General features: G+C 62.7%; 15 protein-coding genes. 9 read left to right on the top strand and 6 right to left on the bottom strand.

Annotated features, from left to right (window positions below; all coding sequences use genetic code 11):
- Positions 1 to 210: 210 nt before the first annotated feature.
- A complete protein-coding gene (locus WG901_RS21855) occupies positions 211 to 1,122 on the bottom strand; it encodes an endonuclease/exonuclease/phosphatase family protein (protein WP_339589255.1) in 912 nt (303 codons plus the stop codon).
- Between the two features lie 173 nt (positions 1,123 to 1,295).
- Between WG901_RS21855 and WG901_RS21850 the strand changes: the two genes are divergently transcribed.
- Positions 1,296 to 1,433: a hypothetical protein gene (locus WG901_RS21850; protein ID WP_339589254.1), complete on the top strand. Its 138-nt coding sequence runs from the start codon at positions 1,296 to 1,298 to the stop codon at positions 1,431 to 1,433.
- Positions 1,430 to 1,624: a DUF6961 family protein gene (locus WG901_RS21845; RefSeq protein WP_339589253.1), complete on the top strand. Its 195-nt coding sequence runs from the start codon at positions 1,430 to 1,432 to the stop codon at positions 1,622 to 1,624. Before WG901_RS21850 ends, WG901_RS21845 begins: the two co-directional genes overlap by 4 nt.
- A gap of 77 nt (positions 1,625 to 1,701) precedes the next feature.
- Here WG901_RS21845 and WG901_RS21840 read toward each other — a convergent pair whose 3' ends face one another.
- Both WG901_RS21840 and WG901_RS21835 read right to left on the bottom strand, forming a co-directional pair.
- Positions 1,702 to 2,316: an SOS response-associated peptidase family protein gene (locus tag WG901_RS21840; RefSeq protein WP_339589252.1), complete on the bottom strand. Its 615-nt coding sequence runs from the start codon at positions 2,314 to 2,316 to the stop codon at positions 1,702 to 1,704.
- A 699-nt stretch (positions 2,317 to 3,015) separates the two neighbouring features.
- The gene (locus WG901_RS21835; RefSeq protein WP_339589251.1) at positions 3,016 to 3,960 is read right to left on the bottom strand and encodes a LysR family transcriptional regulator; all 945 of its coding nucleotides are present in this window, start codon (positions 3,958 to 3,960) and stop codon (positions 3,016 to 3,018) included.
- Between the two features lie 76 nt (positions 3,961 to 4,036).
- Between WG901_RS21835 and WG901_RS21830 the strand changes: the two genes are divergently transcribed.
- Genes WG901_RS21830 through WG901_RS21810 form a run of 5 tightly spaced genes read left to right on the top strand, consistent with a single transcriptional unit; the run spans position 4,037 to position 12,104 of the window.
- On the top strand, positions 4,037 to 6,499 hold the full coding sequence (locus tag WG901_RS21830) for a pyruvate formate lyase family protein (protein ID WP_339589250.1): 2,463 nt from the start codon (positions 4,037 to 4,039) through the stop codon (positions 6,497 to 6,499).
- Positions 6,489 to 7,790: a spinster family MFS transporter gene (locus tag WG901_RS21825; protein WP_339589249.1), complete on the top strand. Its 1,302-nt coding sequence runs from the start codon at positions 6,489 to 6,491 to the stop codon at positions 7,788 to 7,790. The genes WG901_RS21830 and WG901_RS21825 overlap by 11 nt, the downstream gene beginning before the upstream one ends.
- Before the next feature lie 28 nt (positions 7,791 to 7,818).
- Positions 7,819 to 10,110 (top strand): TonB-dependent receptor, encoded by a 2,292-nt coding sequence (locus WG901_RS21820; protein ID WP_339589248.1) that lies wholly within the window; start codon positions 7,819 to 7,821, stop codon positions 10,108 to 10,110.
- A 7-nt stretch (positions 10,111 to 10,117) separates the two neighbouring features.
- The gene (locus WG901_RS21815) at positions 10,118 to 11,107 is read left to right on the top strand and encodes an aldo/keto reductase (protein ID WP_339589247.1); all 990 of its coding nucleotides are present in this window, start codon (positions 10,118 to 10,120) and stop codon (positions 11,105 to 11,107) included.
- 4 nt (positions 11,108 to 11,111) lie between these two features.
- Positions 11,112 to 12,104: an aldo/keto reductase gene (locus WG901_RS21810; protein WP_339589246.1), complete on the top strand. Its 993-nt coding sequence runs from the start codon at positions 11,112 to 11,114 to the stop codon at positions 12,102 to 12,104.
- A 157-nt stretch (positions 12,105 to 12,261) separates the two neighbouring features.
- Here WG901_RS21810 and WG901_RS21805 read toward each other — a convergent pair whose 3' ends face one another.
- Entirely contained in the window at positions 12,262 to 12,759 is a 498-nt protein-coding gene (locus WG901_RS21805) for a CinA family protein (RefSeq protein ID WP_339589245.1), read from the bottom strand.
- A gap of 128 nt (positions 12,760 to 12,887) precedes the next feature.
- Positions 12,888 to 13,223 carry a GFA family protein gene (locus WG901_RS23835; protein ID WP_465263056.1) on the bottom strand — a complete coding sequence of 112 codons (336 nt, stop codon included), beginning with the start codon at positions 13,221 to 13,223 and terminating at the stop codon, positions 12,888 to 12,890.
- Positions 13,224 to 13,535: 312 nt separating this feature from the next.
- Between WG901_RS23835 and WG901_RS21800 the strand changes: the two genes are divergently transcribed.
- A complete protein-coding gene (locus WG901_RS21800; protein ID WP_339589244.1) occupies positions 13,536 to 13,997 on the top strand; it encodes a GNAT family N-acetyltransferase in 462 nt (153 codons plus the stop codon).
- A gap of 118 nt (positions 13,998 to 14,115) precedes the next feature.
- Here WG901_RS21800 and WG901_RS21795 read toward each other — a convergent pair whose 3' ends face one another.
- Complete coding sequence (locus WG901_RS21795) at positions 14,116 to 14,808, bottom strand: hypothetical protein (protein ID WP_339589243.1); 693 nt, start codon at positions 14,806 to 14,808, stop codon at positions 14,116 to 14,118.
- A 293-nt stretch (positions 14,809 to 15,101) separates the two neighbouring features.
- On the opposite strand from WG901_RS21795, the gene WG901_RS21790 reads away from it, so the two are divergent.
- Positions 15,102 to 15,242, top strand: coding sequence for a hypothetical protein (locus WG901_RS21790; RefSeq protein ID WP_339589242.1), 141 nt, complete (start codon positions 15,102 to 15,104; stop codon positions 15,240 to 15,242).
- The last annotated feature ends 67 nt before the right edge of the window (positions 15,243 to 15,309 follow it).

Raw genomic sequence — 15,309 nt, 5'->3', positions numbered from 1 at the left:
CCTCCGTGATCACCGAAAGGGCATCGCAGGATCGGCCGGGTCTGCCAAGCACGGCTATCGGGCCGCTTCGGCGGCGGCCGCGCATGAGGGTTGATATGCGCATTTCGCGCGCGGCTTTGAATGCCGCTGGTCATGGCGTCTGCTCATGACCCCGGCGCGATGCCGGCGCTTCGCTCGACAACGAGGGTCGTGCGGACAGAAATCGTTCGATCAGCCACCCAGCGTCACCATGACGGGGCAGTGATCCGAGTAATGCTTTTCGCCCTCGGCATAGCGAACTTCCGAAAACGAACGCATGTCGCGGCCCGCGCGGCGGTCGAGCACAACATGGTCGATGAAGCTGTCGAACCGTGGATCGCAGGCCGGCGGAACGCCATCATCGGCGAGGCGCAGATCGGCATTGGCCGGAACGCTGTCGTCGATCGCGGCCCAGACCGCGTCCTTGGGAATCGCCAGACGGCGGTTCCAGTCGCCCATGACCGCAAAACGTTGCGAACCTCTCGCGGCCGCATCGATCCAGGCCTCGAGCGCGGGGACCTGTCGCAGGAACACCGGGCAAGCCTTGGCCCCACCGCCGGTGAAGCAGCCCGATTTGAGATGGACACCCAGCAGCCTGATCGCGGCACGCCCGCGCGGGCGGAGCGTCACGTCGACACCCGAGCGCAACTGTGGATCGCCGAGTTGCAGGCTCGTCACGTCGGGATTGCGATCGAAGGCGATGCCCTTGCGGATCGCGAAGCCGACCGCCTGGCGAATGAAAGGCTGCTCGGGGTGCTGACCGCCGCACGTGCCGGTGGGATTGCCCGCCCGGTTCTCCATGACGATCACATAGCGGGTGGGATCGAAAACCCGCGCCGCGGCCGCCGGGCTCTCGGCTTCCTGGAATGCGACGACATCGGCATCGATCCCATCGGCGATCCGCCGCATCGCCGCGTAGTCGGCCGCCGTCCTGGGCTCGCAACCCGTGCCATCTCTTTCGGCGAGGAATTCGAGATTCCAGCTCGCGAGCTTCAGCGGCGGTGCAACCGGCGCGCGCGCAGTGCGCGGCGGCGCATACGATGCCGTGCAGGCAGCGAGTGAGACGAGCAGGGCGAACGGGGCGGCGAGCAATCGGAGTTTCATGCAGGCCTTCTGGCCGGACCGCGCGGATGGTTCAATTGCTGTCGGCCACCGCCGGGGTCGGCGCCCGATAGAACCAGCCTCCTGCTCTAGCCTTCTCGCCCGGATTGAAGAGACACAGTTTCGGATGCAACTGCGCTCGCGCATTGCGTGACCGAGTTGTAGCTTCGCGTGCCATGAAGGACTGGTACACCGACGAAGAACTCGTCGAGATCGAGCGGACCGAGCGCTGGACCATCATCGACGCCTGGGCCCATGCGTTCATGTTCGGAGCCTTGTGGCTACGAGCATGGGACTTTCTGCCCTGGTCGTGACCGACGAGCAGCACCTGTGGGCCTGCGCTCTCGAAGTCGAGCGGCAGCACGGGAAATCGGCATTTCTGTTCGCATCGATGCGCGCGGACCAGTTGCAGGCCGATGGCGCCTTCGAGGGCGCAAGGGTATGGCGCGCCATTCTCGAGCGCATCGAAGCGCTCGAGCAGAAACCATCGAAACCCGACAACTAGCTCGGACCTTCATCCCCAGTCGCCCGCGCCGTGCAGGACGGGAATGAAAATTATTCCCCCTTCCGATGGCTCACAATTCACCGTGATCGGGGCGCTGTCGCCCATGGCTCCTCGGTCGGTTCTCGCCACATCCCCTCGACCGAAGGTGTGTTCCTAACCGACAGGGAAGCCTCGGCGAGTTCCTGATCGAGCCAACTTGCCGCATCGCCTGCCGCGAGCAGGGCAGGCATGCTGCCATGCGGATCGACGATCGCGTCTGGAGCGACGAGAAAGCCGCTGAAACCAGGCCCTTGTGGACCATTGCGCCAAATTCCTGGCCAGCCGAACAAAGGGACATCATCGGAGCCGAACCAAGTCCGTGTGGCTCGTCCCTCGTACCTGTCAGGTTTTGCAAACGCCTCGATCACGATCACGCAGCGATGTTCTGGTGCCATCAAGGCCTGATAGCGCGGCCAAAGCTCACGAAACCATATCGTTGTCGCCGAACGTCCGGGCGAGGAACATGGATCGGATCCCCCCGGCAATCCCCAAGTCATGGCGATGACGACGCGGCCTCCATCCTGGTTGACGATCGCAAGTCCCGTTCGCCCTGGCCAGACTTCCGCATCCCATTCTGCTGACAAGGGCGTGTGGGCCGCGAATAACTCCTCGACCTCGCGGAGCGATGTCCGGCATCGATAAAGCGCAACCACGCATCCTCCCAGCCAATCTCGATCATCATCCTATCTTCGTTTCTTCTCGAATGTAACTCCTGCGCAAATTCGTTTTGTCTTTAAACAAATTCGACCATCCGCTGACGCGAGTGAATGACTTTCATCGGTTGATGCACCTGACAAAGGAATCAACTGACCGCCAGATTGAGCTCCGTTGGTCAAAACGCTGCCAGGATTTCTGCCAGGATTTTTGTTGTGCTCGCTTCGACGCAGTTGTAGGATCAAAAAACCTACGGATTTCCGTGGGTTCTGGTTGCCTGAGGCGACGCGAAATTGCGATATATCGGTTTTTGGTACCGGCATTCGCAGGTTCGAATCCTGCCGCCCCAGCCAGGCCTCCAAAAATCCGTCGGATTTCCCGAGGTTAGGCTCGCTATTCAGCTCGCCGATCGTCGACGTTGAACTCTGCCTTCGCCAGGATTTTCCGGCTTCTCTTCGGGCGCCAACCCCCGGGTCAAGGCGTGATAATTCAAGCGCTTTTGGCCGCTCGCTCAGCTGAGACAGGCAAGTGCGAAGTCTCCTTCGATCAAGCTGATGGTCGCCCCTGCGCTCGCCTGACATCGCCCCAGAGAGATTCAAAGATTCGAAGCTGTAACCAAGAGGCGTGACTGTGCGCACATGCAACCAGCTTTTCCGTCGCGGAGCCGGCCACTATCACCGCGGCAATCGCCGCTTTGTTTACGATAGTGCGGAGGGAGTCCGCCTAGTGCAGTCCACGATCAGTTTGCGCAGCCAGATGTGTTCGACCGCCGCATGAACCCGCGGATGCCAAGCCATTGAAAGATCAATGTCGGGAAATCGGAACGGTAGCTCGACGATTCGGATCGATGCGCCGAAGCTGAGGGCTACCGTCTCCGGGCAGGTTGCCACCAGCCGGGTCTTCGAGATGATGTTCGGCGCTATCGAGAAATGCGACACGCGCATCACGACGCGGCGCTCGAGCCCCCGCTTGCCTAGGAAATCGTCGATCGGGTTAGGATAGGCCGGTCGGTCGCTCCCAAGGCCAAGATGATCGAGCGAGACGAGCTGCTCTTCGGTCAGATAGTCGCCGATGCCCGCATTTTCGCTGGCACAGATTAGCACGATCCGGTCATTGAGAAGCTTGCGTTGGTGCCATTGCGGAGGCAGCGAACGCAGGCCCCCGATCCGCAGATCGTATCTGCCCACGTCGAGCTCGGACTGGTCGGTCTGCCAATTGGGTATGAGCGCAATGCTCGTGCGGATCTGCGGCGCCTGATCGAGAAGCGCTTCCTGCAGCGCGGGCAGCACAACAAGCCCGGCGTGATCGGTCATACCGAGCTTGAACAGGGTCGATGACCGGGCAGGATCGAAGGCCTCTTTCTCGAACAGCTGGAGCATCGGCGGTAGCACCTGCTCTAGCCGATCGCGCAGGGCCTCACCTTGCGCGGTGAGGACGAAACCGCCGCCCTCCCGGACCAGAAGCCGATCATCGAAGACATGGCGCAGCCTGGCCAGCGTATGACTTAAGGCAGGCTGAGATAGCCCGACCTCGCGCGCGACCTTGCTGAGATTGCACTGAATCAACAGCTTCTGGAGCGCGATCAACGTTCCTATGTCGATCTTACGTATATTCGCGGTGAGAATATCCGGCATGACATCCATGCATTAGACTGAATGGCGCGAAGAGGATAGTTCTATCTCATAGCAAACGCTCGATGAAGCGTGTGAGAGGAACAGCATGAGCCGCGAGACGATGGACCGGACCGGTCCCAAGCCGCTGGAAAGCGTAAGCCCCAGGATTTTAAATCTTTTCGCCAAGCTCGACCGCGTCCGCGACGGGCGCTTTGCAATCAGCATCGAAAAATCGCGGCTGATGACGGCGTCGTTCGAGGCGACCGAGGGGCAACCGCAGGTGATCCGCGTCGCCAAAGCCTTCGACGCCGTCCTGCGCAAAATCCCCGTCTTCATCGAGCCCGACGACCTGCTCGCCGGCAATTTCGCTGCCCGTCCCGGCGCCGTCGAACTGAGCAGCGTCTGGGCGAACTGGGGCACCGAAGAGCTTGACGCGCTCTGCACGGCAGGTTTCGCGGTCGATCCCGAGGACCGCGCGGATATCGCGCGGATCAACGCCTATTGGCAGGATCGCTCGCTGACCTCGCGCATGACCTCGCGCTACGACGACGGGCGGTTGTGGCCCTATGCGCAGCTTGGCGTCGTCCTGCCGCCGTTCCGATCAAAGGCGGAAGGCTGGGGGCCTGGCGGCATGATCGGAAATGGCTGGGGCATTCATCACGAGATCAGCCAGATCATCGGCGTGTTCGACTATGGCCGCGTGCTGCGCGAAGGCCTCGCCGGACTGCTCGCCGAAGCGCGCGGCAAGCTCGCCGAGACTCGATTGACCAGTGCTGACGCGGTGGCGAAGGCAGAATTGCTGCAGGCCATCGTGATCTCGCTCGAAGCGATCGTCCATTTCGCCGAACGCCTGGCAGAAACCGCGGAACGCGACGCCGAGGCCGCTGAAGAACCGCGCCGTACCGAACTCTTGCGCCTGGCGCGGATGTGCCGGCACGTCCCCCTCAACCCCGCACGCGATTTCCACGAGGCGCTGCAGTCGCTGTGGATCGTCTGGCTGATGATCCTGCCCGCGGGAATTCTCTCGTTCGGACGACTCGATCAACTGCTGGGTGACTACTACGAGGCCGATCTCACCGCCCGATCGATCGACGAGCCGCGCGCGCTCGAGCTCCTGCAGTGGCTGCGCATCAAGGATTCGCAGATCGTCATCACCTCGGGCCAAACCCATCGGCAGAAGTATGGCGGTCTGGCGAAGTGGCACAACTGCGTGATCGGCGGGCAGACGGCCGCTGGACGAGACGCCACCAATGCCGTGAGCTTCCTGCTGCTGAAAGCCGCCCGCACCTGCCCCACGCCCCACCCCACGCTGACCATGCGCGTTCACGACGGCACACCCCCGGACCTGCTCGACGCCGCACTCGACCTGATCGGCACGGGTATCGGCCTGCCGGCTCTGCTCGGCGACAATTCGGTCGTCGAATTCCTGACTCGCGAAGGTGTCTCGCAAGCGAAGGCACGCGACTATGCCGTCGCGGGGTGCCTCGGGGTCAACGTGATCGGGCAATCGCGCATGGTCGCATCGCCGATGTTCGTCGCACCGCTGGTGCTGAATTTCGCGCTGCACGGCGGCGTCGATCCGCGCACCGGTACGCAGGTAGGACCCGTCACCAAACCGCTGCCCGCCTGCCGCGACTTCGTCGAGTTCGAGGCCGGCGTACACGCGCAGCTCGCGCATTTCCTCGAACTCCAGGCCGAGTTCAACAACGTCACGATCCAGAGCTATGGCGAGCGCTTTCCCCAGCCCGTGGAATCGGCACTGACCGATGGCGGCATCGGCGCGAGCAAGAATATCCTCGGGCGGACGCTGCCGTTCGAGAACGGCTCGGCGGTCAACCCGATCGGCCTGATCAACGTTGCGGATTCGCTCGTGGCGATCCGCCGTCAGGTGTTCGAGAACAAGGCGATAGATCCCGCGGATCTGCTGCGCCACCTGGCGAACAACTGGGAAGGCGAGGACGGTGCGCGGGCGCGCGCGCTGATGCTGGCGGCACCAAAGTACGGCAACGCCGATCCGATCGCCGATGCTGCCGCAGCCGATCTCTACCGCTTCTGCGCCGAGACGATAACCGCGCTGACGACCACTTACGGCGGCTATCACAAGGCGGGGTCGATCACGATCGGCACCTGCATCATGCCCGGCGGCCGAGCCAGCGGCGCGACGCCCGACGGACGGCGAGCCGAGGAAGGCCTGGCCGACGAATCTCTTTCACCGATGCGCCAGCGCGACAAGGGTCCGCTGAGCGCCATGCTGGACAGCGCGCTCGGCATCGATCAGATCGCCTGGCAGGCCTTGTCGCTCGATCTTCGGCTGGCTCCGCACCTTTTTGCGAACAGGGCCGAACGCGCGCGCGTCGCAGCGATGGTCCGGGACTATTTCGCGCGCGGCGGGAAGCACATCCAGTTCAATGTCGTCGACGACGGCCTGCTGCGCGCGGCCCAGCGCGAGCCTGAACGCCACAAGGACCTGATCGTCCGTATCGGCGGCTGCAGCGCCTATTTCACCCAGCTTCCGCGCGAAACGCAGGACGAGATCATCCATCGCCGGGAATACGACCGTGTCGACTGACGCGGCCTCGATCGAAAGGGCCACCCGCCCCGCGCAGGCGACGTCTGCCCCGGTGGCGCTGTTCCTGCTCTTCGCGCTCAACACTCTGCTTGTCCTGGACAAGATCATCTTCACGGTCCTGCTCGAGCCGATCAAGGCCGAGTTCCAGCTCGACGACTTCCGCCTCGGCCTGCTTGCAGGCGCGGTCTATGCCGTGTGTCTGGGCATCGCGAGCATACCCTTCGGCGTCCTTGCCGACCGAACCAATCGTCGCAATCTCGCGGCGGCATGCCTGGCCTTCTGGTCGGTGATGACTGCGCTTTGCGGCGTGGCGCAATCCTACGCCATGTTGCTGGCCGCACGGCTCGGCGTGGGCATTGGCGAGGCGGGCGGCGGGCCGACAGCCCTGTCGATGATCGCCGATCTCTACGAGCACAAGCGCAGAGCGACCGCGATGGCAATCTTCTCGCTGGGAACCCCCACGGCCGCGCTCATCAACCTGACGATCAACACGCAGATCGCCCATGCCTGGGGCTGGCGCGCTGCCCTGCTGATCGCGAGCGCGCCGGGCGTGATCCTCGCGATCGCGATGATGATGCTGATGTCCGAACCACGGCGAGAAGGCAGCGCGAAACACAATACCGCGCCGCCACTCGCCGGCACCCTGCGGCACATCGCCGCGACGCCATCGCTGACCTGCCTGCTGCTCGGCGGGATGTGTGCCTACATCGTGCTCGCCGGCGTCAGTTCGTGGAATTTCTCGTTCCTCGTGCGAACGCACCACGTCAAACTGAACGAGGTCGGCCCTTTGCTGGGCGTCACCATCGCTGGCGCAGGCCTCGTCGGCATCTACGCCAGCGGACGCCTCGCCGATTTCCTCTCGACCCGCGATGAGCGCTGGCGCACGCGCATCATGGCGCTGACCACTCTGGCGTCAGTGCTGTTCGGCTGGGGCGCTTTCAACGTCGGCGATTGGCATACGGCGGTCGCCTTCACCGCCGGGCTCGCCGCCTGCTCGAGCCTGTGGCTGGCGCCCGGTTACGCGCTGTCGCAAAGTCTCGTGCCGCCGCGCATGCGTGGCACGATCGGCGCGATCCTGTTCATGCTGGCCAATGTCGTCGGTTACGGCCTCGGGCCGCCACTGGTCGGCGCAATCAGCGACGCCCTTGCCGATGCTGGCGGCATCCACTCGCTCAAGATCGCGCTCACCACCGTCGTCACCGCGAATGTCCTGTCCGCCGCGATGTTCCTGCTCGCCGGGCGGACGCTGCGCCGCGACCTCGCCGCCGCCGAAAACAGCACAAAGCCATAAACCAGAACGAAAAACCGGGAGATAAGACATGCAGAACCAACGCCTTCCCCTCGCCTCGCTCGCCGCGCTTTCGCTCGGCCTGATTGCGACCGAAGCCCATGCCCAGGCCGAAGCCACGACCGCGGCCGCTAGCGCCGACCAGGGCATTGCCGAGATCATCGTGACCGCGCAGCGTCGCGAAGAACGTCTCCAGGACACGCCGATTTCGGTCGCTGCGATTTCGGGCGAAGGCTTGCTCGAGCGCGGCGTGACGAACCTCAAGACGATCACCAACTTCGTACCGAACGTCGAGCTGACGACCACCAACCGCCCGACCGCTGGCGGGGCCGCCTATGCCGCCTGGATCCGCGGCGTCGGCACCGGCGACTACGCCTTTCCCACCGATCCGGGCATCGGCATCTACGTCGATGGCGTTTACCTCGCACGCACGCTCGGCGGCCTCCTCAGCGTGGCCGACATTGAGCGGATCGAGGTTCTGCGCGGCCCGCAAGGCACGCTCTACGGCCGCAACACGATCGGCGGCGCGGTCAACGTCGTCACGACCAATCCGAAGCTGTCGGGCGATGCCGAAGGACGCATCACCGCGCGGGCAGGCAACTACGGCCGCGCCGACCTCGTCACCACGTTCAACACGCCGCTGGTCGAAGACCGGATCGGTCTCAAGCTCTCGGCCAGCTATTTCAGCAGCGACGGCTATGGCCGACGCATCTTCACCGGCGAGCGCACCAATGACGAGGACCGTCTCGTACTTCGCGGCGGCCTGCTGTTCCGGCTCGCCGACGGCCTCACCCTCGATGTGCGTGGCGACTACAGCCGCCAGCGCAACACGGGCTCGGTCGCGCAGATCGCAGCGCAGCTGCCGGGCGCCACCCCTGCGCTTGTCGCGCGCTTCAACACGATCGCCGCGCCGGTGCAGAACGCCCAGCTTGGTCTCGCTGCGGGGTCGGTCTACGGTGGCGCTTTCGCGCTGCCAGGCACCTACCGCAGCTTCAGCGCCAGCCCGCTGCAGGACGATTACGACATCGGCGGCGGTCAGGCCACGCTCGCCTGGGACCTGAGCGACGATATCGCGGTCAAATCGATCACCGCCTATCGCAAGCTTCACACCCGCATCCAGGTCGACGGCGACAACAGCCCCTACACGATCTCGACCACCAACGAGACCATCCATGACGAGCAGTTCAGCCAGGAGCTCCAGGTCTCCGGCCAGCTGTTTGACGATCGCGTGAAATTCCTCGCCGGCCTCTATTATTTCAACGAGACCGGAACCTCGGACAAGACCAGCTTCAGCTTCCACGGCGTCTACGAGATCACCGGGCTGGCCTCGGACGCGCGCGACACCTTCACCGCGCAGCGCTACAGGGCGCGGTCTTACGCGGCCTTCACCCAAGAGGACATCACTCTCGTCGACGGGCTCGAGCTGTCGCTGGGCGCGCGCATCAACCACGACGAGAAGGACTTCACCGTCCAGGTCACGCTGCCCCAGCGCGGGGGCGTGACACAGGTACCGCTGCAGACCCGTCGTGCCTCGTGGACCTCGTTCACCCCGCGCGTGGGTCTCAACTGGAAGCCGAATGCGGACACGCTGATTTACGGCAGCTGGTCGAACGGCTTCAAGAGCGGCGGCTTCTCCAACCCGACCGCGACTATGGCCGCGCCGATCTACGATCCCGAAAAGCTGCGCACCTTCGAGCTCGGCGCGAAGACGCAGTGGTTCGACAACCGGCTCACCGTCAATGTCGCCGGGTTCCTGTCGAAATGGCGCGACATCCAGCTCAACGTCATCGTTCCCGGCCCGACCGGCGGCGTCGTCAACCTGACGAGCAACGGCGGCAGCGCCAAGCTCTACGGTTTCGAGGCGGAACTCGTCGCCCAGCCCGTGCGCGGGCTGCGGCTCAACCTTGGCCTCGGCTATACGCACAACGAGTTCACCGATCTCGCCGCCGGCGCCGTCACGGCGGGCATCACGCTCGGCACGAAGCTGCCGCACGTGCCCGAGTGGTCGATCACGCCCGGCATCCAGTACGAAGCCGATACGGGTATCGGCCGGTTCCTGCTGCGCAGCGACCTGTCGTATCGCAGCAACCAGTTCCTGACGATCGCCGATCCCGTTTCGATCCAGAAGGCCTATGCCCTGCTCAGCGCGCGGCTGTCCTTCACGCCGCGCGCGTTTCCCAGCCTCGAGCTCGGCATCGAGGGCTCCAACCTCACCGACCATCGCTATCTCGTCTACCACCAGCAGGCCGCGATCTTCGGTGTAGAGATCAGCCAGCCCGGCGACCCGCGGATGGTCTCGGCCACGGCCACGCTGCGCTTCTGAGGCCGATATGGACTATCGTACGATCTCGCCCAGCCTTCCGCCCGTCTCGATCGTTTCGCTGGGCAGCTGGAACACCTTTTCCCGCTGCACGCCGGACGGTCTCGTCGCTTTGCTGTCGCGCGCCTTCGCGCGCGGCATCAATCTGCTCGATGTGGGTTACTACTGGGACAAGCCCGACACGGAGGATGCCGTCGCGGCAGCTCTCGATCGCATCGGTGCGGCGAGATCGGACTACCTGATCGCGCAGAAGCTGTGGCTCTGGAACTACCCGGAAGAAGGCTTCGAGACCCAGCTAGCGCGATCGCTCGCAAGGCTCGGGCACGATCACGTCGATGTCGTCATGGTTTCGCGACCAACCGGCGAGACCGGCTTCGCGAACTATGTCGCGGAAGTGATCGCTTTGATCTCGAAGGGCATGGCCCGCGCCTGGGGCGTGACCAATTTCCTGCCCGAGCAGGTCGCGGAAACGCTGGCCTTGTGCGATGCCAATGGCTGGCCGCGGCCGTCCATGCTGCAGATGCAGTACAACGTCATGCGACGCGGCATCGTCGAGGGACCGGGGTATGACAAGCTCTGGTCCTCGGGCGGCCCGGGGCTCTGCGCCGCGCACACGATGGAAGGCGGCATTCTTGCCGGGCATCTCGATCGGGATCGGGTCGATCCTCCGGCCATGGCTGCCGGCGTTCGCCCCGTGGGTCGGAACATCGCGCGCGATTCGGGCGGAATCCGCGAAGAGATCCGTCTACGCCAGCCCGCCTTGGCATCATTGGCTGAGGAAATCGGGGCCACGCCAGCACAGCTCGCGCTCGCTTTCGTCGTCGATCACCCAGCGCTGAGCACGGCCCTGATCGGTGTCTCGACCCCGCAACAGCTCGACGAGAACCTCGCCGCGCTCGATCTGGTCTCGCGACTGCCGGAAATCCGTGAAAGACTGGATGCTCTGGCGATTGCGGGTGTCGGCCACCCCAAATTGTTCAATCCGCACAACGACATCTGATCGCATGGAACCCGTGCGCCTCGGTCGATCTGGCCTCAAGGTCTCGCCACTGGCTTTGGGGACGGCCGCTTTCGGCGACCCGTCGCTCCGCGCCTGGAACCTGGGCGAGGAGGCCGCCTCGTCGCTAGTAGCGGCAGCTTTCGATCGCGGCGTAACGCTGTTCGACACGGGAAGCACTTACGGCGGCGGCCTGGCCGAGACGCGTCTGGGCGCGGCGCTCGCGCGGTTGGGCCACCGCCACGACGTGACGATCACGACGAAAATCTTTTTCCCCACCGGCCCCGGCCCCAATGAGCGGGGCCTATCGCGCCAGCATTTGACGAATGTGCTCGACCGTAGCCTGAAACGGCTCGGCACGGACTTCGTGGATCTGTTGATGATCCACCGGTTCGATTCCGGCACTCCGATCGAGGAGACACTCGCAACGCTCGAGCATTTCGTACGGTCCGGACGGGTACGCTATCTTGGCGCATCGTCGATGTCGGCCTGGCGCCTGATGAAGATGTTGAGCCTGCAAGACCGTCAAGGCTTCTCGCCGTTCATTGCCATGCAGGGGCACTACAATCTCGTCTATCGTGAGGAAGAGCGCGAGATGATACCACTCTGCCGTGAAGAAGGGCTCGGATACATGGCGTGGTCGCCGCTCGCCCGCGGTCGGCTCGCCGGACCGCAAGCGGACATCACGAGGCTGCAGGGCGATCCGCTCGCGCGAGCGAGTTTCGATCCGGCGCTCGATCGTCCCGCCCTCGACGCTCTATCCGTCCTGGCCGCAGCCACCGGTCTCGGCCAAGCCGAGTTGTCGCTCGCATGGCTCGCGGGCAAAGGCGTCATTCCGGTCATTGGACCATCCGGGATCGAACAGTTGGATCGCGCGATCGCCGGGGTCCGCCTGGCAAAGGAAGAGCTGTCCTTTGCCAGCGTCGAGAGCGCCTATCTGCCACACGCCGTAATTGGATTCGATCCCAAAGCAGAAAGCGCGTCGGCACCCGACAGCTGATGTTTCAATTTCTGCCGGCATTGCTCCCTGAACAAAGGGCTGCCTTTAAAGCGTCTGAGAAAGCTGCGGAGCGACGGCTTTGTCGGCGTCACCGGCAGGAGGGCCGTCATCGTCTAACAAGACATGTGGCGGGCGTCCTGGATATGAATACACCACATCAAGTCGGCGCGGTTTCGAGGATCTCGACGAAAAACTTGAGAGTAGCCTCGGCAAACGCCCACATATTGGTAACGCGGTCGTCCACACCCGTGCGCAACGTCCGTACCGCGGTGATTGCACCGACGACCGCCATGCAAGTGTGGCCAGCGGGATCGCCGTAGCCGTTGGCGGGTCCTGCAGCACCAGTCTCGGACAGCCCCCAACTCGTCGATCCGTGGCGAGCACGAATCTCGGTTGCGAGGAGGAGAGCATAGGGTTCAGAGCTCGAACGAATTCCGTCGGCCCTCATTTGCCTGATGGAGATGCCGGCTAGTGCTTCGATCGACCGGGCGGAGTAGGTGATCGCGCCGCCGACAAAATAGGACGAGGCTCCAGGCACGGCCAGGAGGCTTGCAGATATCAGACCGCCTGCGGAGGTTTCTCCAACAGCGACAGTTTCCCCACGCGACTTGAGCAGCATGCCGGCGCGAGAGCCCAGCTCAAAAACTTCGTTCATGTCGCCGCTTATCAGTTCTGCAGACCGGCTACTATCAGCGAACTCGAGAGCGGAGCCGAACGGCGGCTACGTCGGCGCATCGAGACGACCGTGCCTGGGCAAGAGCAAAATTCGACTAGTCACATTATTCACCAGCTCGCCCCATCTACAGCTCTGCGGGGTAGCGCTTGCCACAGGCCGGGATCGAACAGCCGAAGATTGATCCCCATCCGGTCGTACCCGGGATCGACAGGGCTCCATTTTGTGATCACACCGCAAGTCCCACAGTGGAACAGCGTCAGTGTCCTGTCTCCGTGGAGGTAGCCAACGCCTTCGCCAATCACTTCGACGCGACTTGGTGAGGCATAAGTCCATAGCGCACCAGTCCGGCGGCAGATCGAGCAATTGCATTCGCTCGCTTCTACCGGATCGTCGTGGATCACGACACGGACATCGCCGCAGTGACAGGTTCCCTCATGACCCATTGGCCCATCTCCCTGTTACCATTGGAGCAACACTTGCATTCCAACGTCCCGCAAACGCACTCATGACGCATGTACGGCCTGTCTCGCGGCGTCCGCCATTGTGCGATACCCTAAGCCGGTCGAATATCCATTTTGTCGGCGAGGGGCGCCCTCACCCAACAAGGGTCGAGCATGCGGCGGCCTGGTTGTGGGGTCCGGACATTCCGCTGTCGGAAGCAAGAAGTTTGATAGCGGCCTTTCGTCCTGGTCCGCCGCCCAGCCGTGATGCGATCAAAAACGGATAGAACCTAGCGAGAAAGGCATGATTGCCTGATGAACACAATTCTCATTCGGCCTGCAAAGCCGACCGACCTATCAGCATTGACCGCATTATACTGGCACTTGGACGCGGCAGCCGAGCGTTGCCCACCTGAAAAAGCAGCATCCGTTTTCGCCCGGTTTGCGCTTTACCAAGGGAGCGCAATCCTCTTGGGGCTGTTTGAAAACGCGCCGGTTACAAGTTGTACTGTCGTAGTTGTTCCCAACCTCACCCATGGCGGAACGCCATACGCTTTGATCGAAAATGTGGTAACCCACGCCGATTATCGAAATCGTGGATTTGGGAAGGCTATTCTGCATGCGGCAGTTGAGCTTGCTTGGGCAGAAGGCTGTTACAAGGCAATGCTTATGACCGGCTCGAAGGAAGCGTCCACGCTCGCGCTCTATGAAGCCGCCGGGTTCGAGCAGTCCAAAACTGGGTTTCAGGTCCGACGAGTTCCAGTCCGATCGGAATGAACGTCGGAGTTTAGAGCCCGCATCTACGGTCGCAAATGACCGCAAAGTCGGCGAGAGGCGCCCTTACCTAGCCCGGCGCGAGCGCACGGCGACTTGGTCGTGGAAGGCGGACGATCAATCACGCCAGTGCTGGACGGCAAAGCTCGCGCACGAAGGGGATCGACAGCGTCTCCTTGCTTGCGGGCATCTGAGGAAACACCTTGAAAGGCGTTAGCCATTGACCCGGTTCGCCTTTAACGAGGTTGTATTTCATGACGCGATTGGCATCGACAGCGAGCAGGTAGGCATTGCGAATTTCGCGCCAGTCCGTCGCGTCGAATTTGGTCGGTTCATTCAGTCGCTGAAGAACTTGCCAGCTTTCACGTTCTTCAACTGCGGAGGGAACGAAGGTATTGTAAGCTTCGGCCACTTCGAAATAGCGGCGTTTATCGCGTAATGACATGTGTGAGAGTGATCCGTCTGCCGTTGCCATTCGCAGCGCGCCTTGACCCGCACTCCAAACGGCCGGTCGACCGATTGGACCGACAATGCCAAGCGGACGTTGATCGTCATGCCGCTTAATCACCTCTCCGATTTCATTCAGTCGGCGATCTACGCACCCCTGAACGACCACTCTGGCTGACATAGCGTCCCACATGCTTTTTACGTCGTCATCAAGTGATTTGCGTTGTTCATCAATATTTCTCTTCCAGTTCCAATCATCGAGGAGTTCTTCAGCTCCTAGCGCAAGCAAAACGCCTAAAACGATGATCCCAACTTCACCGAGAAAACCACGCCACCCATGTATCGGCTTCAGCAAATCAAAACGCATTCTCCATCCCCCCGCTAATTTACGTTGTATCAGGGCGCGTTGCGTCCGCAACAGGGCAGTATGTCGGCAAGGGGGCGTATTCAGATCCTTCGAATGGCGGAACTAACCGGATCGCTCGCATGGGCCCATGGTTAGGTCAGGAGAATTCGGTTGCCTCGCCGTGCGCTGATGGCACCGTCGGCAGCCCGTGGAGTGCCTCATGCGTCCAGTGACCTTCGCTGCCATTCTGATGCGGCAACGCCGCATAATCTGCACGCTCATGACGGACATGTAGCAACGGTGGCGACCGCTCCATGACCTCTGCCACAAAGGAAGAGCACCTCAAGCCGCCGACGGTTGCGCCTCACTACACCTATGGTTCGGCAGCCGGAAAACACGGCGACGTCTGGCCCTGTCGAAAGCTGACCTTCGCCGCCATCGGGAATGGCATGTAAGTCCCAAGGCTGGCAGCTTGGATTCCTCGCTTTGGCCTGATGAATGAAAGGCAGGTTTTAGGGAGCG

Origin of the sequence: Novosphingobium anseongense (assembly GCF_037482895.1) — a bacterium.
GTDB classification, from domain to species: domain Bacteria; phylum Pseudomonadota; class Alphaproteobacteria; order Sphingomonadales; family Sphingomonadaceae; genus Novosphingobium; species Novosphingobium anseongense.
This window is presented reverse-complemented; position numbering and strand designations above follow the sequence as displayed.